The organism is Paenibacillus sp. JCM 9796 (assembly GCF_055379675.1).
On the sequence record NZ_AP043723.1, the window covers coordinates 2,811,210 to 2,830,444 of the forward strand.

The 19,235-nt window shown below is 52.5% G+C and carries 22 protein-coding genes, 3 tRNA genes, 1 pseudogene and 1 riboswitch; of the genes and pseudogenes, 20 read left to right on the forward strand and 6 right to left on the reverse strand.

The window, feature by feature from the left end:
• Positions 1-144: 144 nt before the first annotated feature.
• The 9 genes from ACZ439_RS13555 (at position 145) to ACZ439_RS13595 (ending at position 7,068) form a co-directional block, all read left to right on the forward strand.
• Entirely contained in the window at positions 145-1,440 is a 1,296-nt protein-coding gene (locus ACZ439_RS13555) for a D-alanyl-D-alanine carboxypeptidase family protein (RefSeq protein WP_127609139.1), read from the forward strand.
• Between the two features lie 117 nt (positions 1,441-1,557).
• Positions 1,558-2,439 (forward strand): pyridoxal 5'-phosphate synthase lyase subunit PdxS, encoded by an 882-nt coding sequence (gene pdxS, locus ACZ439_RS13560; protein ID WP_141336655.1) that lies wholly within the window; start codon positions 1,558-1,560, stop codon positions 2,437-2,439.
• 39 nt (positions 2,440-2,478) lie between these two features.
• Positions 2,479-3,051, forward strand: a complete 573-nt coding sequence (gene pdxT / locus ACZ439_RS13565) for a pyridoxal 5'-phosphate synthase glutaminase subunit PdxT (protein ID WP_054798164.1) — start codon at positions 2,479-2,481, stop codon at positions 3,049-3,051.
• Positions 3,052-3,062: 11 nt separating this feature from the next.
• Entirely contained in the window at positions 3,063-4,343 is a 1,281-nt protein-coding gene (serS, locus tag ACZ439_RS13570; protein WP_127609133.1) for a serine--tRNA ligase, read from the forward strand.
• Positions 4,344-4,389: 46 nt separating this feature from the next.
• Positions 4,390-4,479: transfer RNA gene (locus tag ACZ439_RS13575), tRNA-Ser, on the forward strand.
• Positions 4,480-4,631: 152 nt separating this feature from the next.
• Positions 4,632-5,894 carry an IS91 family transposase gene (locus ACZ439_RS13580; protein WP_464621099.1) on the forward strand — a complete coding sequence of 421 codons (1,263 nt, stop codon included), beginning with the start codon at positions 4,632-4,634 and terminating at the stop codon, positions 5,892-5,894.
• Between the two features lie 457 nt (positions 5,895-6,351).
• The gene (locus ACZ439_RS13585) at positions 6,352-6,699 is read left to right on the forward strand and encodes a hypothetical protein (RefSeq protein ID WP_054798165.1); all 348 of its coding nucleotides are present in this window, start codon (positions 6,352-6,354) and stop codon (positions 6,697-6,699) included.
• Positions 6,700-6,716: 17 nt separating this feature from the next.
• Entirely contained in the window at positions 6,717-6,902 is a 186-nt protein-coding gene (locus tag ACZ439_RS13590) for a hypothetical protein (RefSeq protein ID WP_127609126.1), read from the forward strand.
• 22 nt (positions 6,903-6,924) lie between these two features.
• Positions 6,925-7,068, forward strand: coding sequence for a hypothetical protein (locus ACZ439_RS13595; protein WP_054798173.1), 144 nt, complete (start codon positions 6,925-6,927; stop codon positions 7,066-7,068).
• Positions 7,069-7,188: 120 nt separating this feature from the next.
• On the opposite strand, the gene ACZ439_RS13600 is transcribed toward ACZ439_RS13595, so the two are convergent.
• On the reverse strand, positions 7,189-7,368 hold the full coding sequence (locus ACZ439_RS13600; RefSeq protein ID WP_127609125.1) for a hypothetical protein: 180 nt from the start codon (positions 7,366-7,368) through the stop codon (positions 7,189-7,191).
• A 198-nt stretch (positions 7,369-7,566) separates the two neighbouring features.
• Between ACZ439_RS13600 and map the strand changes: the two genes are divergently transcribed.
• Entirely contained in the window at positions 7,567-8,310 is a 744-nt protein-coding gene (gene map / locus ACZ439_RS13605; RefSeq protein WP_054798166.1) for a type I methionyl aminopeptidase, read from the forward strand.
• Between the two features lie 76 nt (positions 8,311-8,386).
• On the opposite strand, the gene ACZ439_RS13610 is transcribed toward map, so the two are convergent.
• Complete coding sequence (locus ACZ439_RS13610; protein WP_164751917.1) at positions 8,387-8,557, reverse strand: hypothetical protein; 171 nt, start codon at positions 8,555-8,557, stop codon at positions 8,387-8,389.
• Between the two features lie 67 nt (positions 8,558-8,624).
• Positions 8,625-8,697 (reverse strand) — tRNA-Arg (locus ACZ439_RS13615).
• Between the two features lie 174 nt (positions 8,698-8,871).
• Here ACZ439_RS13615 and ACZ439_RS13620 point away from each other — a divergent pair.
• From ACZ439_RS13620 to ACZ439_RS13635, 4 genes are read left to right on the forward strand one after another with little or no spacing between them, the layout of a single operon-like run.
• Complete coding sequence (locus ACZ439_RS13620; protein WP_054798167.1) at positions 8,872-9,396, forward strand: RNA polymerase sigma factor; 525 nt, start codon at positions 8,872-8,874, stop codon at positions 9,394-9,396.
• Positions 9,393-9,905, forward strand: a complete 513-nt coding sequence (locus ACZ439_RS13625; RefSeq protein ID WP_054798168.1) for an anti-sigma factor — start codon at positions 9,393-9,395, stop codon at positions 9,903-9,905. The genes ACZ439_RS13620 and ACZ439_RS13625 overlap by 4 nt, the downstream gene beginning before the upstream one ends.
• On the forward strand, positions 9,898-11,112 hold the full coding sequence (locus ACZ439_RS13630) for a hypothetical protein (protein ID WP_464621100.1): 1,215 nt from the start codon (positions 9,898-9,900) through the stop codon (positions 11,110-11,112). Before ACZ439_RS13625 ends, ACZ439_RS13630 begins: the two co-directional genes overlap by 8 nt.
• A gap of 1 nt (position 11,113) precedes the next feature.
• Positions 11,114-11,776, forward strand: coding sequence for a LiaI-LiaF-like domain-containing protein (locus ACZ439_RS13635; RefSeq protein WP_054800303.1), 663 nt, complete (start codon positions 11,114-11,116; stop codon positions 11,774-11,776).
• Positions 11,777-11,861: 85 nt separating this feature from the next.
• Here ACZ439_RS13635 and ACZ439_RS13640 read toward each other — a convergent pair.
• From ACZ439_RS13640 to tadA, 3 genes and pseudogenes are all read right to left on the reverse strand, one after another.
• A pseudogene (locus ACZ439_RS13640) lies at positions 11,862-12,035 on the reverse strand (amidase family protein); the annotation flags it as partial.
• A gap of 110 nt (positions 12,036-12,145) precedes the next feature.
• Positions 12,146-12,222 (reverse strand) — tRNA-Pro (locus tag ACZ439_RS13645).
• A 58-nt stretch (positions 12,223-12,280) separates the two neighbouring features.
• Positions 12,281-12,718 carry a tRNA adenosine(34) deaminase TadA gene (gene tadA / locus ACZ439_RS13650; RefSeq protein ID WP_054798169.1) on the reverse strand — a complete coding sequence of 146 codons (438 nt, stop codon included), beginning with the start codon at positions 12,716-12,718 and terminating at the stop codon, positions 12,281-12,283.
• Positions 12,719-13,094: 376 nt separating this feature from the next.
• Positions 13,095-13,187: riboswitch (cyclic di-GMP riboswitch) on the forward strand.
• A gap of 92 nt (positions 13,188-13,279) precedes the next feature.
• Between tadA and ACZ439_RS13655 the strand changes: the two genes are divergently transcribed.
• From ACZ439_RS13655 to spoIIR, 6 genes are all read left to right on the forward strand, one after another.
• On the forward strand, positions 13,280-13,987 hold the full coding sequence (locus ACZ439_RS13655; RefSeq protein WP_127609143.1) for a PilZ domain-containing protein: 708 nt from the start codon (positions 13,280-13,282) through the stop codon (positions 13,985-13,987).
• Between the two features lie 142 nt (positions 13,988-14,129).
• Positions 14,130-14,846, forward strand: coding sequence for a peptidoglycan recognition protein family protein (locus tag ACZ439_RS13660; protein ID WP_230876230.1), 717 nt, complete (start codon positions 14,130-14,132; stop codon positions 14,844-14,846).
• A gap of 136 nt (positions 14,847-14,982) precedes the next feature.
• Positions 14,983-16,083 (forward strand): redox-regulated ATPase YchF, encoded by a 1,101-nt coding sequence (ychF, locus tag ACZ439_RS13665; protein WP_127609120.1) that lies wholly within the window; start codon positions 14,983-14,985, stop codon positions 16,081-16,083.
• A gap of 166 nt (positions 16,084-16,249) precedes the next feature.
• Complete coding sequence (prfA, locus tag ACZ439_RS13670; RefSeq protein WP_054798171.1) at positions 16,250-17,329, forward strand: peptide chain release factor 1; 1,080 nt, start codon at positions 16,250-16,252, stop codon at positions 17,327-17,329.
• Entirely contained in the window at positions 17,322-18,284 is a 963-nt protein-coding gene (gene prmC, locus ACZ439_RS13675; protein WP_464621101.1) for a peptide chain release factor N(5)-glutamine methyltransferase, read from the forward strand. Before prfA ends, prmC begins: the two co-directional genes overlap by 8 nt.
• A 111-nt stretch (positions 18,285-18,395) precedes the next feature.
• On the forward strand, positions 18,396-19,202 hold the full coding sequence (gene spoIIR, locus ACZ439_RS13680) for a stage II sporulation protein R (protein ID WP_054798176.1): 807 nt from the start codon (positions 18,396-18,398) through the stop codon (positions 19,200-19,202).
• Positions 19,203-19,235: the final 33 nt, after the last annotated feature.

A 19,235-nucleotide genomic window follows, 5' to 3' on the forward strand; every position in this document is an offset into this window, starting at 1 on the left:
TTATATAGCCTATCAAAGGGACGGAAGCTGCGGCTTCCGTTTCTGTTTTTATTGGAAGGAACAAGCTTTTTTTACCTTATAAGTGGCTTGTGGTACAATTAAACTTGTTTTCTTATTTATTATTAAATCATAGGAGTGAGATGATTGTTTGTAAACGTAAAACGAATTTGTTCGGTTGTTGCTGTAGCCCTTTTCTTGAACACATCCCTTGCTCTCGTGCAGCCTCCTCAAGCGAGCGCCGCCGATACGAATACGGCCGACTTGCAGCTGAATGCGTCCTCGGCCATATTGATGGAGGCTAGTACGGGGCAAATCTTATATGAATATAATGCCGATAAGGCGCTGCCTCCTGCAAGTATGGCCAAGATGATGACCGAATACTTGGTAATGGATGCGATAGAAAGCGGTAAAATCAAAACGACGGATATGGTGAATACGACGCCTGCCGCGGCTGACGCGATCGGCTCGGGTCAGTTGCTCGCGTTGAACGAACAAGCGACCGTCGACAATATGTTTGCAGCCATGTCGATCTACTCCTCCAACGATGCCACGGTTGCTCTGGCTGAAGCGATTGCCGGTTCGGAAGAAAGCTTCGCGAAAATGATGAACGAGAAGGCGAAGGAGTTCGGATTGTCACCGGATGCGCATTTTATTAATTCGACGGGGTTGTCGCGCGCCGATATGGGCAAGTATGCTCCCAAAGAACTGCAGGGTGAGACGCTTCTAAGCGCCAAAGATGCCGCCCTGATTGCTTACCATCTTATCAACGACCACAAGAACCTGCTGGAATACACGAAGACGCCGGCTCGCAAATTCCGTGAGACGGACAAATCGCCTATGATCAACTGGAACTGGATGCTGGCGGATAATAAAAGCAATAAAAACTTTGCTAAATATGCGTATGAAGGTTTGGACGGGTTGAAAACGGGTCATACCGATGAGGCCGGCTACTGCTTCACCGGCACGGCCGAACGTAACGGCATGCGGTTGATCAGTGTGGTGATGGGCACAGGCCCGAAAGAAGAGGCGCGGTTTATCGAAACCCGTAAAGTGCTGGACTACGGTTTTAATAATTTTGCCCCGAAACAAGTACTAACGGCAAAAGCTGAAATAGATTCGTTGAAAACGGTCAATATTAAAAAAGGCGTGCAATTGGAAGTTCCTGTGGTGACGCAAACCGGACTCACGCTCATCGCGAAAAAAGGGACGCCGGACGATCAATTCAAAGTCACCGCCCAGGCCCTGGACGAATCGAAATTAACAGCGCCGATTGAGAAAGGCCAAGTGGTAGGTACGGCTAAAGTGACTTATGAAGGCAAAGAATACAACGTAAATTTAATCACCACGGAAGAGGTGGAGAAAGCCGGCTGGTTCCGGTTATTTTTCCGGGCGATTAAACAATTTTTCATCGATACGCTCTCCGGTGCCAAGAACGGTTAAAATCCGAGCGTATGGGTTGTACATTTAGAACAGTTCATGTAAAATATTTCTTTAGTTAGTTTGTCCTAAGTAAAGGAACGTGCCAACATAAAAGCAGAGTCTCGGGAGGAGTCGGACATGGAAACTGGAACATCTCGCGTTAAAAAAGGTATGGCCGAAATGCAAAAAGGCGGCGTCATCATGGACGTCATGAATGCAGAGCAAGCACGTATTGCAGAGGCGGCAGGCGCTTCAGCCGTTATGGCTTTGGAACGGGTGCCTTCGGATATTCGTGCAGCAGGCGGCGTTGCTCGTATGGCGGACCCGACGATCGTAGAAGAAGTTATGAAAGTTGTATCTATTCCCGTAATGGCCAAAGCGCGTATTGGGCATTTTGTCGAGGCGAAAGTGTTGGAATCGATGGGCGTCGACTATATCGACGAGAGCGAAGTGCTGACACCTGCTGACGAAGTGTTCCACATTAATAAAAAAGAATTTACCGTACCGTTCGTATGCGGCGCAAGAGATCTTGGCGAGGCGCTCCGTCGGATCGGCGAAGGAGCTTCCATGCTTCGTACGAAGGGCGAGCCGGGGACAGGAAACATTGTGGAAGCCGTTCGTCATATGCGCATGATTACGGGTCAAATTCGCAAAGTGCAGAGCTTGTCCAAAGACGAGCTGATGGCGGAAGCAAAAAACTTGGGCGCTCCTTACGAGCTGCTGCTGCAAGTACATGAAACCGGTCGTTTGCCGGTTGTAAACTTTGCCGCAGGCGGCGTGGCGACACCGGCCGATGCCGCATTGATGATGCACCTCGGTTCGGACGGCGTATTTGTCGGCTCCGGTATCTTCAAATCGGATAACCCGGAGAAGTTCGCGAAAGCGATTGTCGAAGCGACGACGCATTATACCGACTATGAGCTAATTGCCAACATTTCGAAAAACTTGGGTACGCCGATGAAAGGCATCGAAATTTCGAAGCTGCACGTGTCGGAACGTATGCAGGATCGCGGCTGGTAAACCGAGTATAACAGCCGCGGAAGGAAGAGGTTGAGCGACATGAAGATAGGTGTTTTGGCGTTGCAGGGCGCCGTCACCGAGCATATTCGGTTAATCGAGAAAGCCGGCGGTGAAGGCGTTATTGTGAAACGGACGGAGCAGCTTGACGACATCCAGGGGATCGTGATCCCCGGAGGCGAAAGCACTACGATCGGCAAGCTGATGCGCACATATCAATTTATCGAGGCCCTACGCGAATTTTCGCGGCAGGGCAAACCGATTTTCGGCACTTGTGCCGGTTTGATCGTGCTTGCGAATGATATTGTCGGGCAGGACGAGACTCATCTCGGGCTGATGGATATCCGGGTGGCTCGGAACGCTTTCGGTCGTCAGCGTGAGAGCTTCGAAACCGATTTGGATGTAAAAGGCATTGCTAAAGACGTACGCGCCGTATTCATCCGCGCCCCGTTAATTGAGCAAGTCGGGGATGGAGTGGAAGTTCTGGCTACCTATCAAGGTTCCATCGTAGCCGCAAGACAAGGACATCTGCTGGCCGCTTCGTTTCATCCGGAATTGACCGATGATGAACGCATGCATGGCTATTTTCTAGATATGGTACGTGAGACGAGGTAGGAGGGATCTCCTTGTTGGATGTTAAATTGCTGCGAAGCGATCTGGATCAAGTGAAGCAAGCGATGGCGAACCGGGGGAAAAACTTCGAGGAGCTTGATCGTTTCACAGCGCTCGATACGAAGCGCAGAGAGCTTTTGCAAGAAACGGAGCAATTGAAAAATCGCCGGAATGTTGTGTCTCAAGAAGTGGCGCAACTGAAGAAGGCGAAGGAAAACGCGGACCATCTGATCGAGGAGATGAAGGTCGTCGGAGACCGGATCAAATCACTGGATGAAGAAATTCGTGAGCTTGAAACGCAACTGGACGCGATCTTACTATCTATTCCGAATATTCCACAGAGCGACGTGCCGATCGGCTTCAGCGAAGAGGAGAACGTGGAGATTCGCCGTATAGGCGAGGTGCCTGCATTCTCTTATGAACCGAAGCCGCATTGGGAAGTAGCGCAGCAGCTGGGCATTCTAGATTTTGAAGCTGCGGCGAAAGTGACCGGCTCGCGCTTCGTGTTCTACAAGGGCTTAGGCGCCCGTCTAGAGCGCGCATTGTTTAACTTCATGATGGATCTGCATGCGGACAAGCATGGCTATCAGGAAGTGCTGCCGCCGCAAATCGTGAATCGCGATAGTTTGACGGGAACCGGACAGCTTCCGAAGTTTGCGGAGGACGTGTTCAAGCTCGAGGGGATGGATTATTACCTGATCCCAACCGCGGAAGTGCCGGTGACGAACTATCACCGTGACGATATTTTGTCGGTGGAAGAGCTGCCGAAATATTATGTGGCTTTGAGCGCTTGCTTCCGATCTGAGGCAGGTTCGGCCGGACGGGATACCCGCGGCTTGATTCGTCAGCATCAGTTCAACAAAGTGGAGCTGGTTAAGCTGACGACGCCGGAGAGTTCGAATGAGGAGCTCGAGAAGATGACGGCGGATGCCGAGAAGGTGCTGCAGCTGCTGCAGCTGCCATACCGCGTTCTCGTGCTTTGTACGGGCGATATCGGCTTTTCATCGACGAAGACGTACGATCTCGAAGTTTGGCTGCCTAGCAGCAATACGTACCGCGAGATTTCATCGTGCAGCAACATTCAGGATTTCCAGGCGCGTCGCGCTAATATTCGGTTCCGCCGCGAAGCAAAAGCAAAGCCGGAGTTCGTGCATACGCTGAACGGCTCGGGGCTTGCGGTAGGACGAACGGTAGCGGCTATTCTGGAGAACTACCAGCAGGAAGACGGCAGCGTGCTCATCCCTGAGGTGTTAAGGCCTTATATGGGCGGCATCGAACGCATCAGTAAAATTTAGCGCTTGAATCCGGTTTGGCAGTTGTGATACAATGCATCTGTCACCCGGAGAGGTGGTCGAGTGGTTTAAGGCAGCGGTCTTGAAAACCGCCGTGTTCGTGAGGGCACCGTGGGTTCGAATCCCACCCTCTCCGCCATTATTTTAAATAACAGGTATCTACGTGCCTACATAGATAGCAACAAGGTCATCGACTTCGTCGGTGGCCTTTTTAGACATTATAGAATTTATAAAATTTCGAGGTGGAAGCATGGTCTTCCGCCTTATTTCTGTTTTTGGTAAGGTTAGGGTATGGAGACGAACATCTTGAAACGAATCTTCTTTGATGAGCGAGGGCACTGGGATCGGTTTGTGGCAAAACATGGTGGCAAGCTGCGTGCCAATGTACGGAAGGAAGTAGAGAAGTTCCGTCGATGCGGGGATCCCAGAAACGGTTTTAAGCTGATGGTATGTGAAGGATGTCATGACCTACGGCTCGTTCCGTATCGTTGTAAAGGAAGATTCTGTACGACCTGTTCATGCGGAGAAACAGAGGAATGGGCACGTCTCCTGGAACAAGATGTATTCCAAGTCAACCATCGCCATGTCGTCTTCACGATCGACGAAGGATTATGGGAAATCTTTCTGCTCCATCGGGCAAAATTACTCAAAGAATTTATGGATGAAGCGGTACGCTTAGTCAAAGAACATTTTGAGAAGAAACATAAGGTAACTCCCGGAATCGTAGCCGGGTTGCATACGTTTGGGGCACGGCTTAACTTCAATCCTCATGTACATATGCTCGTAACGATGGGAGGAATGAAGAAGACCGGCGAGTGGAAAACATACGATTTTATTCCGTTCGAGATGCTGCGTAAGCAATGGCAGACGGTTGTTTTGAAGCTGATTCGTCGAAAGTTAAGTGAACAAGAGAAAAAGCAAGTGCAGTCCCGTTTGCAAAAAGCTTACTCGGAGAACGGAGAAGGCTTCTATGTGCATGCTCCGAAACAGAAAGGGAACGTCAAGCAGCAACTCGGATATATCGGGCGATACATGAGAAGACCAGCGATAGCGGTTAGCCGGATCGAAGCGTATGACGGAGAAAAGGTGACATTTCGTTACCGGGATAAGAATGACGGGGAAGAGAAGACCGAGACGATTTCGGTAGAAGAATTTATTGGTAGACTTGTACGGCATATTCCGGATGAAAACTTCAAAACGATCCGTTACTACGGGGTTTATTCGCGGCGGATCAAGAGCCTGTGCAAGAAGTTAGTCAGTGAGTGGCAAAAAGCCGCGAGAAGATGGATGGTCAAGGCAAAGCGGATATTAAAACGCAGAACGTGGAGTGAACGGATCAAGGAGCAGACGGGGAAGCCGCCATGTTGCCCAAAATGCGAAAGTTATTACGAATACAAGGGAGAAGCCTGCCTTGAGGATGGGAAGTTGAAGGTGAAGTACGCGGTGTGCTCCACCTCAAAGGCATGTCTGGAGAGGATGATTCGGGATGTCGCCGGTGTCAAAGAAACGAAAGGTAGCGAAGAAAAAGAAAAAGCCGCAAAGCGGGCTGCATAGCAAAGCGAAAGTAACCTACATCTGTCTTCAATGTCATACAACAGAAGAGATTCCGCTGAATGTCGTTCTAAATTTCGATGCGATGGATGATGGAGATCCAACAGTACCTCCGCAATTCCGCTGCGAAGAATGTGGAGGAGGCATGTACCCGGAATATTACAAAGGAATTCATGGTTACGAGTACAGGATTAGCGACGTAAGAAAATAAGCCGGATGTAGATTGTTCCCCGCACCCGGCTATTTTGCACGTATGAACTAAATCGTACGAACTAAAGGACGCCGTCAGGCGTTTTTCTTATATGTCTAGCGCTGCCGGGCACAGCGACTAGGAGTAGCTGTCGTCGAGTCGAGCGCCGAGCCCGATTAATCGTGGCGGTTCCTAATTTTTCAACGCCGGGTGAAGTATAGAGAGGTTGGAGAATCCGCATTTTATAGGTATGGAGGTGTTAATGACATCATGGCGAAATCGGATCAATTGCGGATCGATCAACAGGAGCTGGTTCAGGCATGGTCGCGGACGCTGCCAACCGTATTGAATGCTTCCGACCGGGCAGAAGTGTTCGCCGATGAAGCTGATTCCAATGTGCTTCGCGTTCATATCACAACGGCAGGGCGAAACGACTACAGCTTCGACTTTAAGTGTACGTATGTCGATTCGCGGGAAGTAAAGGTCGATCTGGTCGATGTGGAACGCGATGGCAACAATGTGGACGAGCGCACGGACGTGATCCAGACGTTAGTGGACGACTACGTAAGGCACATCCATGAATGCGCGCAGCAGCTTCATGCGCTGACGACGCGTTAAGAGGGAGGCATTGAACGATGACGAAAAATAAAAGCAACGTAGATAAAAATTTGCAGAACGTGGTTAAAGACCTCGAGCATATTGCCGTTACGAGTCATCAAGCGCAGCAGGTACAGCAGCAAACGAATGACCATCGCCATCAGGATGCGCTTAACCACGACAAGAAGCACGCCCATGCATCCGGTATCTCGGATATTCAATAAATCTAGAGGGGGCTGAATGATTATGCCTAAAGACATTCCGCAACCGGTAAACCCGCCGAGCGGCCAGGAGAATCAGAACGAACAGCGTCAACGGACCGGACCAAAGCCGGGCTCGAAGCGAATCAAAAACGAAAACCACAGCCGTCAAAATAACGGCGAAGGCTAAAAAAATCAGCCTCTTACCAACTAAAGCGCGGCCGCATCAAAGATATTCGATGCAAGCTGACGCTTTAGAGAGTAGGAGGCTGTTTTATTTGTGTGTGAGGGGCTTAGTTGTGAGAGAGCGTTAATTGTTTTTTTCGACGATTTGAAAGCATTCGTTGAGTAAAATTTGCGCCATGGCCTCATTATCCGTATACCCGTATAACAAAGCGCCGCCGGCGATGGCTTCGCAAACATCATCCATTAACGTGCAAATGGAAATCGAAAACTCATCATAAACGATGTAGAAAGTGTTTGCCGGCATCTCCATATCCACCTCGGGTTTATTTTTTCGAGATTTACCCCTTATTTTACCACGAGGTAATTAAAAAGAGAACAAGCAACCTTGAATTCTAATGTTTTTTTTAGCATATTTACGTAAAATATAATGATTTTTGCGAGAGGAGCATTTTATTCTAAAAAAGCGTAAAATAAATCATGTAAATTTGAAGGAGGATAGCGGATGATTATCTTGAAAACGAAGGAAGAGATGCTGAAAATGCGTAAAGCGGGTGCCATTCTATCAGCATGTCATAAAGAGATCGCAAAAATGATTCGTCCGGGAATAACAACACTCGCGATTAACGATTTTGCCGAGAAGTTCATTACGGATCATGGAGCGGAACAAGTGACGAAGGGGTTCAAAGGGTATCCCTTCGCTACCTGCGCTTCGGTTAATGACGTTATTGCGCACGGATTTCCGAATACAGAACCTCTTCAGGAAGGCGATATTGTCAAAATGGACATCGTCTGCCGTTACGACGGGTGGTGTGCCGATACGTGCCAAACGTACGCCGTCGGGAACCTTTCGCCGCAAGCGGCACGGCTGGTGCAGGTCACGCGGGAATGTCTGGAGCTCGCCATTCCTCAAGCCGTCGTCGGCAACAGGATCGGGGATGTAGTTCATGTCATTCAACAGCATGCGGAACGAGCAGGCTACTCGATTGTCCGCGATCTGGTCGCCCATGGGATCGGACGGTCGATGCACGAGGAGCCTTCCTTTCCGCATGCGGGGAAGCCGGGACGCGGCTTTCGGCTGCAAGAAGGCATGGTGTTCACCATCGAACCGATGGTGAACGCCGGTAAGCTGGAAATGTTCATTGATTTCGACGGGTGGACGGCACGTACGGTGGACGGCAGTTTATCGGCGCAATTCGAGCATACGGTTGCCATTACGAAAGACGGACCATGGGTGTTAACGGAGTAAGGAGAATGTAGAAAATTCGGAACTAAAAGAGCCCGCCGGCACGATCCAATCGCAGCTGCGGGCCCTTCTTCGTTTGTTAGGACGATGGGGAACAGTTATCCTTACGACGTTCGTTTGTCACTTCGTCGTTGTCATTTGCGGCTACACCGGTTGTCGTTACGGTTGCCGTCGCATCGGTCTTCACATCATTAATGCCTTCGTTGTTGTAAAGGTAAATTTCTTCCGTTTGATCCTGCTCATTGGCCATCCGTATCACCTCCGCCCTAGTGTTCCGCGGGGGGACGAGCCTTATGCGCCGGATGTAATGGACTTTACGTCCCCGAGAGGACTCGAACCTCTATCGGTCCTTTAGGAGAGGACTGCTCTATCCTGTTGAGCTACGGGGACTTGAAACAAAGTTATTATAACATACCGAAGGGCATGGAGGGAATCCAGACTAAGACAGCCGCATGAAAAAAATATAAACCATGCGCTTGCAGGGTTTTGTAAAGCTCGATTCGTCTAAGTAAACAGGAGAGGAGGGGGAGAACAATTACGGAAGAAGCTTGGATTGCGCGCTTGATGGCGGGCGACCGGGAAGCGTTCCGCGAGCTTGTCGACCGTTACGGCCGTTATTTGTTTCAAGCGGTGTACGGCGTGCTCCATTCGGTGAAAGACGCCGAAGACGTGATGCAGGAAGCGCTGATCAACATCTTTGCGGCTCTCCCCCAATACCGGCATCAAGGATTTAAATCATGGATTACACGCATAGCGGTCAATAAGGCGATCGATTATAAGCGATCGAAGGAACGCAAGAAGGAGCAGCTAACCTCCGATTGGGAGGAGCTTGAGCCGGTTGCGGCCAGAGTGGGCCCGAATACCGTCGAAGATACGTTGCTCGAACGGGAGAAGCGGGAGAGGGTGCGCAATTATGTGGACCAGCTGCCGGAGCATTACCGGGACGTCGTGTACGCCTTTTATATTGAGGAAAAATCGTATCAACAAATTGCACAGGAACAGCAGATTGCGTTAAAAACCGTAGAATCGAAGCTGTACCGGGCCAAACAATATTTGCGCAAAGCATGGAAGGAGGAGGATCGGGGATGATCCACATTTCGGAGGAAGCATGGCTGCTCTATATCAACGATGAGCTGTCAGCCGATGAGCGGGACCGCTGCGAGGATCATATGAAGGCATGCGACCACTGTTTGGAGCTTTATATGACCTGCCTGGACAAGGCCGCCGAGCGTCTGCCGCAGCCGGATATGCACACCTTGACGGAAATAACGATGCTGCGGTGGGACGAGCATCTTGAGCAGCAGGCGGATCGTTCACATGGACACGACGCTCATTTGCATCATAGCGCATACCGGCGAGCATGGACGCGGCACCCGATCTTCCATTATGCGGTGGCCGCGGCGGTTACGCTCTTATTGATGGGCTCGGGGGTGTTTCAAATTTTCACCCAGCAGGTGAATGCGCTGGATCCGAAATCGCATGCGGAGGCGGATTCCGTACCGTACCGTTCATTCAGCGACCAGCTGATGGACAAAACGATCGGGATGCTCGATGCCATTCAACCGAAACAAGAAGAGAGAGGGAAACGTGATGAATAGACATAAAAACCCTACTGTAGCATTCATGTTGTCTCTGATTCCGGGTCTAGGTCACTTGTACATGGGCCGCGCATTGAAAGGCGTTCTATTCGGTGGGGCCTTCTTGGGATCGTTGGTCATGACTTTATTCCTGCTATCGGAAAATATAGAAGAAGTGGCAGTCGCCACGCTGATCATTGCCTTTCTGATTTGGTTCGGCAGCCTCTTCGATATTGTGCGTACGATTGCTGCAGGACCGCCCTACCCGGCTCATGCCGAATGGGGATCCCCTAATCATGCCGGCAGCCGTTCCTATGGCCCTGAGCAAGCTTCTGAGCGGCCCTATGGGCCTGAAGCTATGCCGCGACACATGGAGCGGGAGCGGCCTTCGGAAGGGGAACCACCGCGATATGGCAGCGTGCCGCCGCAATATCCGTCCGGCAGCGTAAGCGATCGTCACTTTACGATACTTCTATCCTTCCTTCCGGGACTCGGACACTTCCAGCTCGGGCTGATGCAGCGCGGTCTCGCGTTCCTGGCGTTGTTCTTCGGTCTGGGGGTTGTAACGGTTTTTTTAACCGCGATGACGAATCAGGATGATTTCCTGGTCCTGCTGGGCGGGCTGCCGATTATTTGGCTCTATGGGTTATTCGACTGCGTCCAGCAGTTACACCGGAAGCAGCGGGGCGAGACGCTGGTTGATCGGACGATATTCGAAGATTTTCAGGACGGCCGCGAATCGGGCAAGAAAAACAAAACGATTGCGATGCTGCTGTCCATGTTTCCGGGAGCGGGACATATGTACCTGGGCCTGCAAAAACGGGGATTGCAGCTGATGGCGGCTTTTCTGTTCAGCGTTTATTTTATGGATGCGCTCCGGTTGTCGTTATTTTTGTTCTTGATTCCGATTCTATGGTTTTACAGCTTCTTCGACGCGCTGCAGCAGATCTCGAAATCCGGCAGGGAGCCGTTGACGGATGCACCCATCGTGGATTGGCTCGTCCACCGGCAGCGTTGGATCGGAATCGGATTGCTTGGTCTGGGTTTGTATTATTTGCTGGATCAGGTGCTGTTGAATATGCTTGATCTTTGGCTGCCGAGAGAAGTACGGTCGCGGGTGTTGAACTGGTACCATACCTATTTTCAAACCTTTATCGTTTCGGTACTGCTGATTGGCGGGGGGATACGCCTATTATGGGGCGGCAAGAAAGGGAAGCGGGGGGAGTAGATTGAGAAAATGGCGCGTAGGCACGTTGTCGATGGGGCTCACGCTGATCGGCTTCGGAGTCCTCCTGTTCTTATCGCAATGGCAGGGACTTGGCGCATTCACCAGCTTCATCCGCTGGTGGCCGATTGTCCTTGTGCTGCTTGGCCTGGAGATCCTCGCGTATGTGTTCATCGCCAAGAAAGAGAGCGAGGTCATCCGGTATGATTGGATGAGCGTCCTGTTCGTCGGGGTGTTGTTCGCCGGCTGTTTCATGTTTACGATGCTGACCGGTCTCGGGGTGACGGATGAAGTATGCAAACTCGTAGGCGAAGTCGAGGTCACGGCGGATTTGCCCGAACTGCAGGAACCGGTAAATCCGGCCATCCAAAAGCTGGTCGTGCAAACATCCGGCGAACCGGTTCGCATCGACAAAACGGCGGAGCGTTCCATGCACCTGTTCGGCACCTACCGAACCCGCGTACAGGAAGGAGACCGTCCGACGGTCGACAAGGAGCAATTCTACACGGTGCGAACGGTTGGCGACACGATGTATGTGCAGGTGAAGCGTCCTCCGGTCTACCGCGGCCTGAATTCGGTCTACCCGGAGATGTCTGTTACGTTAGTGCTACCGCAGGACGTGCAGGTTGAAGTGCAGGGCCCAAATAACGAATCGAACCCTGGCTAAGAGTCGAAAATATGGAATAATCCCCTTCGGGCTGCTATGTATGAAATAGAGCGGCACGAAGGGGATTTTATTTAGGACCCTGGCCTTAAGGAACCAGAACGGGAGGCTTCCGGTGATGGGTGCCCTGTTCATAAGCGTAGGCCAGTTTAATCAAGGTTGCTTCATCGAAGGCGCGGCCCAAAAATTCGATGCCGACCCCCAAGCCATCCGTCGTATAACCGGCCGGTACAGTGATAGCCGGGAAGCCGGAGAACGGGCTAACAAAATAGACTGAAGGGAGAGAGGGAAAACAACGGGAGAAGAGAGGGATATCGGAATTTGGGCATAAAAAAATTGCGGTTTACGCCGCAATTCGTAGTTCATATAGGATGGTCGAGACGACAGGATTTGAACCTGCGACCTCTTGGTCCCGAACCAAGCGCTCTACCAAGCTGAGCCACGTCTCGAACTTCTGAAACGATTATATTTTAGCATGGGTAAATAGGCGTTGTAAAGGGAATTAGGTTACGTCTTCCCCCTTAATCTACGGAAAAATTGGGTGAGCATGGAACTGCATTCTTCCTGCAGAACGCCTTGAATCACGTCGACGCGATGGTTAAATCTATCTTCCTGCAGCAGGTTCATCAGCGTCCCCGCGCAGCCGGCCTTTGGGTCCGGGGATGCGTAAATCACTTGCGGAATTCGCGCCTGGACGATCGCTCCGGCGCACATCGGACACGGCTCAAGGGTCACATAAAGCCGGCATTCCAGCAACCGCCAGGCGTCCAGCTGTTCGCTCGCTTGTTTAATCGCGATCAGTTCGGCGTGGGCAAGCGGATCTTTGGCCGTTTCCCGAACGTTATGACCGCGGCCGATAATGTCGCTGCCGCGAACAATGACCGCTCCGATCGGCACTTCGCGGATCGCTTCGGCTTTCCGCGCTTCTTCGATTGCCGCCCGCATAAAATACTCGTGTTCTTCTATGGCTATCAATCGTTACACCTCATTCATCATTAGTCATTCGTCGATTGCGGGTAAGAAAAACGAACAAGCATTCTTACTCACATGCTGTGGATAAGTATGTGGATAAAGAGGATTAATTTCTTATCCCCATTGTAGGTAAATCGCGCTTTTAGGGCAAGTCCGGGTGTGGATATATAAGTTATCCACAGAACGGTTAACATGTGAATAATTTTTTTACGGAAAAGCGCTGTTAATTTTTTGTGAAAAGTGTGAATATTCTTGAAGGGGATTTAGGAAACACCTATAATGAGATCAAGATGTGGGCATATGTACCCAAGTTCGGTGATGTGAAGTTTAGTTAAATAGTCGTTATCATTCATTTTTTTGACAAACTTGTCGAAAGGCAAGGACGCAAAGCTTAGGGTCTAAGATCTTCTTTATTGAGGATGACGACAGCCTGGCCGCCGATTGGGCGCACCGGTGAACAGACTGTAGTCTCGCATGTTGAGATGCAGCTTATTTTTTACGACGACATGAGAGCGAAAGGTGGTAACGAAGGTGATGAAGTCCGTTACGAGTGAAAAAATATCCTACGAGTTTACCCACGAAACGTATAGAAGCCCAAGCGGAATACTGCTGAACAGCCGGGTGGCGGTGGAGAAGCGGGATTTCGTTTCGACCGGCATTTTGACTTATGCCGAGGGTGATATTCTTGAAGTTGAGATTTCGGAATACAAGGCGTTCGAGCTTGGGGATACGGTTAAATTAACGGTCTATTCACCCGGCGGAATCTATACGTTCCAATCGACGGTCGTAGCTAAAGATCAAGGAGCGCTGATGGTTATCAACCCCCCTCAGAATCGGAGCCGGTTCGCCGAGAAGCGGGAGAACCCGCGGGTCGACGTCAAACATGACGGACACCTGCTCTCGATCCGCGAACCGAATGCGGAGCTCCAACTGTTGAAGGAGCATGTCGCGCTGGAGGTTCGAAATATTAGCATCAGCGGGCTCGGGTTTATTTTGCCGAGCGATATTGAGTTAAGCAAGCATGCTATGGCCGACGTTCGGCTGGACCTGGGCTTCGAGATGCCGTGCCAAGTCGAGATCATACGGTTGGATCCGGGAGAAACCGTAATCTATTACGGAGCGCGTTACATCGACATGCCAACGGACAAAGCCAATGCGCTGCGGGCGTTTGTGTTGAAAAAGCAAGTGGAAAACCATTTCAGTTCGAAACGGGACGATTTTAACAAACGTATATTCAAATAGAGGCCGGCAATGCCACGGACTTCTTGCAGGGCGCTCGCATATGCTGATCGTAAGGCAAGGATTCTCGTCGGATCGGCTGGGGACCCCAGCGCCCGAGACCTTCCGAAATGTCCGCAGGGTGGTGAGCACGGTGGCTTTTGTTATGAAATATGAGATCATTCCACGCTATTTGACGGGGCCGAGCCAGCGGCGTCCGAAGACGGCGTTAGCCCGCTGCCGGTTTATGGTGGCCCACGATACGGGAAATCCGGGGTCAACGGCCGCAGCGAATGTGTCTTATTTTGAAAATACCCGCAATGAAATGTCATCTTCCGCGCATCTGTTTGTGGACGATAAACAGATCATCGAGTGCATACCGTTCCTGACCGGACCGGCTGAGATTGCCTATCACGTCGTGTACAACGTAACGACCGATAACGCGCGTTACGGCGACGACGCTAACGACGCGGCGGGCGCGGTGGAGCTTTGTTACGGAGGCAGGATCAGCTTGACGGAATCTTACAAGCGGTACGTATGGGTCCTTGCGTATGCTTGTTACCGGTACGGACTAAACCCGGCTACCGATATCGTCGGGCACTATATGCTGGATCCGGCAAGGAGAAGCGATCCGCAGGAGCCGCTGCGGCTGCTCGGCAAGACGTTCCAGAGCTTCGTTCAGGACGTTGTGAACGAGTACCGGGCCAGCCTTGTGACGGAGCCCGCGCCGGAACCGCAGACACGAATTAGCGCGGAGGATGCGAACAAGATCATCGGCTTTCTATCAGCCTCCTATTTCACGGCAGAAGATCAGGCGGCCAAGGCGGAGTTCCACAGGCTGGCCAATGAGCTTCGCCGTATTTCGGGGCAGCCGCCGCAGTAACGCGCCCGTCACCATGCCCTCTTTCCGAATGGAAGGAGGGTTTTTCCCATAGGGAGATGACACGGGGCCTACTTTTGGGATATAATATAATGTCAGGATTTGAAATTCCGTTCAGAGCATAAGGAGCTGTTTATATATGAGTCTTTCTTGTGGAATCGTCGGTTTGCCGAATGTCGGTAAATCTACGTTGTTTAACGCCATTACACAGGCCGGTGCGGAGTCGGCTAACTATCCGTTCTGCACGATCGATCCGAATGTCGGCGTAGTGGAGGTGCCGGATGAGCGCTTGACCCGCTTGGCGGAAATCGTCGTGCCGAATCGCATCGTGCCTACGGCGTTCGAATTCGTCGATATTGCCGGATTGGTCAAGGGCGCAAGCCAAGGCGAGGGACTCGGCAATAAGTTCCTTGCCCACATCCGCGAGGTGGACGCCATCGTGCATGTCGTACGCTGTTTCCAAGACGAGAACATTACGCACGTTTCCGGAACGGTCGACCCGATCAGCGATATCGAGACGATCAACCTGGAACTGATTTTGGCGGACGTGGATTCGGTGGACAAAAGAATCGATCGCTCCCGGAAGAACATGAAGGGCGGCGACAAAAAATATGCGCAGGAAGTCGAGTGTCTGGAACGCATTAAGGAGGCGCTCTACAACGATAAGCCGGCGCGCAGCGTCGAGCTGAGTGATGAGGAGCGCTTGCTGATCCGCGACCTGCACCTGCTGACGATGAAGCCGGTGTTGTATGCGGCGAATGTCAGTGAGGCGGAGGTTGCGGACACGGACGGCAATCCGTATGTGCAGAAAGTGCGCGAATACGCGGCGCTCGAAGGCGCGGAAGTGGTTCCGATCAGCGCGAAGGTGGAATCGGAGATCGCTGAGCTGGAAGGCGAGGACAAGCAGATGTTTCTGGAGGAGCTGGGCCTTGCCGAATCCGGGTTGAACCGATTGATCCGTGCCGCTTACAGGCTGCTCGGGCTGTACACGTATTTTACGGCAGGGGTACAGGAAGTTCGCGCATGGACGATCCGCAAAGGAATGAAAGCGCCGCAGGCGGCAGGCGTAATCCATACCGATTTCGAACGCGGCTTTATCCGCGCTGAGGTTGTCGGCTACGATGATCTGATCGGTTCGGGCTCGATGAATGCTGCAAAGGAAAAAGGTTTGCTGCGCCTCGAGGGCAAAGAATATGTCGTTCAAGACGGCGACGTCATGCACTTCCGTTTCAACGTTTAGCTAGGCTAAGAGACGGTCCAAGTGCCTGCAGCCTTGGCGCGAGGAAGCGGGAAGATCAGCGGTGGTCGGCATGAAGAAGACGCCTGCTCGGAGCAATGGGTGTTGAAGGACAGGATGGTCGCTTAGTAAGGAAAAACGGGTTACGGAAAGAAAGGATGGATGACGAATGCTGGATCGGTTACAAGCTTTGGCTGACCGTTACGATAAGTTAAGCGAGTTGTTGTGCGACCCGGATGTCGCGTCGGATTCCAAGAAGCTTCGCGAGTATTCCAAGGAGCAGTCGGATCTGCAAGAGACGTATGAAGCTTATACAGAGTATAAGAGCGTTATGGAACAATATGAGGCGGCGCGGGCGATGCAGAACGAGAAGCTCGACGACGAGATGAAAGAGCTCGTCAAGATGGAGCTGGAAGAGCTGTCCGCGCGCAAGGACGAGCTGGAAGAGCGGATCAAGGTGTTGATGATGCCGAAGGATCCGAACGACGATAAGAATGTAATTGTAGAAATCCGCGGCGCGGCCGGCGGCGATGAAGCGGCTTTGTTCGCAGCCGATTTGTATCGGATGTATACCAAATTCGCGGACGCGCAAGGCTGGCGGACGGAAGTGCTGGATGTGAACATGAACGATCTCGGCGGGTTCAAAGAGATTATTTTCCTCGTGAACGGGAAGGGCGCTTACAGCAAACTGAAGTTCGAGAGCGGCGCACACCGGGTACAGCGCATACCGGCAACAGAGTCCGGTGGACGCATTCATACGTCGACGTCGACGGTTGCAGTGATGCCGGAGATGGAAGATTTCGACATCGAGATTCACGATAACGACATTCGCGTCGATACGTTCTGTTCGAGCGGAGCGGGCGGACAATCCGTCAATACGACGAAGTCGGCCGTTCGCGTCACGCATATCCCTACGGGCATCGTAGCGACCTGCCAGGACGGCAAGTCGCAAAACTCGAACAAAGAGAAGGCGCTGCAAGTGCTGCGCGCCCGTATCTATGACAAGATGCAGCAGGAAGAGATGGAGAAGTACGGCGCGGAGCGGAAAAGCAAGGTCGGCACCGGCGACCGTTCGGAGCGGATTCGCACGTACAACTTCCCGCAAAGCCGCGTGACCGATCATCGGATCGGCTTGACGCTGCACCGGCTGGACGCCGTATTGAACGGCGATATGGAAGAGATCGTTTCGGCGCTTACGATTGCGGCGCAAACGGATCAGATGGAAAAAGGAGAGTACGCCGGTGCTTGAGGAACGGCGTTTGACGATACGTGAAGCCTACTCGGAGGCTTCTTCTTTTTTGCGGCGGCACGGGGTGCGGGATCCGGAAGCGAACGCTGAACGTCTGCTTGAGCATGTGCTCGGGGAAAGCCGCAGCGGTATGCTGCTCCGATGGGGAGAAAAGTTCCCCGTGGAACAATTAGGAAATTGGAAGGCGCTTCTGGAGCGGAAAGCGGCCGGCGAACCGGTGCAATATATAATCGGGGAGCAGGAGTTTTATGGGCATGCTTTCGAAGTAACGCCTGCGGTGCTCATTCCGCGACCGGAGACGGAACTGCTCGTCGAGGAGGTGCTGCGTCTCGGACGGTTGCTTTGGAGTGCGGAGGCCGTGGATAGCGGGACAGGCTTGTTGAGGCATGCAGACGGGGCAGAGGAGCGAGAGGCCGTCCGCCACCGACCGACTGTATGCGATATCGGGACGGGAAGCGGAGCCATTGCCTTGACTTTAGCCGCAGCTTGCGCCGAATGGCGTGTGCTGGCATCCGATCTGTCGCCGGAGGCGCTTGCCGTTGCCCGGAGCAATGCGCTTCGTCTCGGCGTCGGCGAAAGAGTTACGTTCGCCGAAGGAGATCTATTGCGTCCGTGGATCGAGCGCCGTGAACGGATCGACATTCTCGTGTCCAATCCGCCGTACATTCCGGAAGGAGACGAACCGGGTCTGCAGCCGGAAGTCAGGCTGTACGAACCTCGAACCGCGCTGTACGGCGGGGAGGACGGTCTCGTGCTGTACAGGCGGATGACGGCCCAGCTGGCCGAGCTCGTTGCCTTGCCGCGGCTGGTCGGCTTTGAAGTCGGCTTCGGGCAAGCGCAAGCGGTCCGGGGGCTGCTCGAACAGGCCGGCGATTGGGACGACTTGTATGTCGTTCCCGACTTGGCCGGCATTGAACGGCACGTCATCGCGTATCGGAGTAACAATAAAATATAACGGATCGCCACGTTTAGACTCTCTTAAAGCCGGAAACACTAGAAACTAGATTCGATAGATTCGAAGTTGCTAGCGGTTCAGGCTTGGAGTATGAGAGAGGCGGCGATCGAAATGGTCAAACGGTTTGCGTGGAAACGGTATGCGTATGTGGGGTTCGCTTTGTTGATGCTTCTGATGTGCTGGGAGTCGAGCCGCGCGAATGCGATGCTCTTCACGGCGTCTAAAGCTGATGAAGCGGGCGCAAGCGTCATCCCGGCGGAGTCGATCCGCCTGCGCATCCTGGCCAATTCCGATGCGCCTGCCGACCAATGGATCAAACGCGAGGTCCGTGACGCCGTTATTGCGGAGATGTCCGGCTGGGTTCAACAACCCGACGGCCTGGAGGCGGCGCGCGAAACCATTCGCAAGCACTTGCCGGAGCTGGAAGCGGTAGTCGGTGAGACGCTGCAGCAGAACGGCTTTGACTATACGTATCAGGTGGAGCTTGGGCTCGTCCCGTTCCCGACGAAAATGTACGGCAATCAAGTATATCCGGCCGGCGATTACGAGGCGCTGCGCATATCGATCGGCGCCGCCGCCGGGCAAAATTGGTGGTGCGTGCTGTTCCCGCCGCTTTGCTTCGTCGATTCGGAGATGGTCGTCAAGAAACAAAATAAAGCCCATGCGGCAGCGTTTGACGACGAACCGGAACAGAAAGACAAGATGAGCGCGAGCAAGTCCGAAGCCGCCGGTGCGGAAAAAGGGAAAAGCGCAGGGAAAGAAGCGGCGAAAGCTTCCAAAACGGATGCTGCTGCAAAGCAGAACGCGGACGCGACTCAGCAAGCGGCGGAAACCGCGGAAACCGCAGAAAGCGCTAAGCCGGAAGTCCGATTTTTCCTCTGGGATATGATGAAGAAAGTCGCGTCGCTGTTTGCTTAATACGGGGTGCAGGTTACATCGGGAGGATGGAAT

Excerpts from the sequence above, each read along its gene's own strand:
- ACZ439_RS13655 (WP_127609143.1), top strand. The coding sequence starts at position 13,280 with ATGAAGTCCGTTACGAGTGAAAAAATATCCTACGAGTTTACCCACGAA.
- ACZ439_RS13610 (WP_164751917.1), bottom strand. The coding sequence starts at position 8,557 with ATGGCCAATGAGCAGGATCAAACGGAAGAAATTTACCTTTACAACAAC.
- prfA (WP_054798171.1), top strand. The coding sequence starts at position 16,250 with ATGCTGGATCGGTTACAAGCTTTGGCTGACCGTTACGATAAGTTAAGC.
- pdxT (WP_054798164.1), top strand. The coding sequence starts at position 2,479 with ATGAAGATAGGTGTTTTGGCGTTGCAGGGCGCCGTCACCGAGCATATT.
- ACZ439_RS13580 (WP_464621099.1), top strand. The coding sequence starts at position 4,632 with ATGGAGACGAACATCTTGAAACGAATCTTCTTTGATGAGCGAGGGCAC.
- tadA (WP_054798169.1), bottom strand. The coding sequence starts at position 12,718 with ATGCGGGCGGCAATCGAAGAAGCGCGGAAAGCCGAAGCGATCCGCGAA.
- ACZ439_RS13600 (WP_127609125.1), bottom strand. The coding sequence starts at position 7,368 with ATGCCGGCAAACACTTTCTACATCGTTTATGATGAGTTTTCGATTTCC.
- ACZ439_RS13625 (WP_054798168.1), top strand. The coding sequence starts at position 9,393 with ATGATCCACATTTCGGAGGAAGCATGGCTGCTCTATATCAACGATGAG.
- ACZ439_RS13630 (WP_464621100.1), top strand. The coding sequence starts at position 9,898 with ATGAATAGACATAAAAACCCTACTGTAGCATTCATGTTGTCTCTGATT.
- ACZ439_RS13620 (WP_054798167.1), top strand. The coding sequence starts at position 8,872 with ATGGCGGGCGACCGGGAAGCGTTCCGCGAGCTTGTCGACCGTTACGGC.
- ACZ439_RS13585 (WP_054798165.1), top strand. The coding sequence starts at position 6,352 with ATGGCGAAATCGGATCAATTGCGGATCGATCAACAGGAGCTGGTTCAG.
- map (WP_054798166.1), top strand. The coding sequence starts at position 7,567 with ATGATTATCTTGAAAACGAAGGAAGAGATGCTGAAAATGCGTAAAGCG.
- ACZ439_RS13590 (WP_127609126.1), top strand. The coding sequence starts at position 6,717 with ATGACGAAAAATAAAAGCAACGTAGATAAAAATTTGCAGAACGTGGTT.
- ychF (WP_127609120.1), top strand. The coding sequence starts at position 14,983 with ATGAGTCTTTCTTGTGGAATCGTCGGTTTGCCGAATGTCGGTAAATCT.
- pdxS (WP_141336655.1), top strand. The coding sequence starts at position 1,558 with ATGGAAACTGGAACATCTCGCGTTAAAAAAGGTATGGCCGAAATGCAA.
- spoIIR (WP_054798176.1), top strand. The coding sequence starts at position 18,396 with ATGGTCAAACGGTTTGCGTGGAAACGGTATGCGTATGTGGGGTTCGCT.
- ACZ439_RS13595 (WP_054798173.1), top strand. The coding sequence starts at position 6,925 with ATGCCTAAAGACATTCCGCAACCGGTAAACCCGCCGAGCGGCCAGGAG.
- ACZ439_RS13660 (WP_230876230.1), top strand. The coding sequence starts at position 14,130 with ATGAAATATGAGATCATTCCACGCTATTTGACGGGGCCGAGCCAGCGG.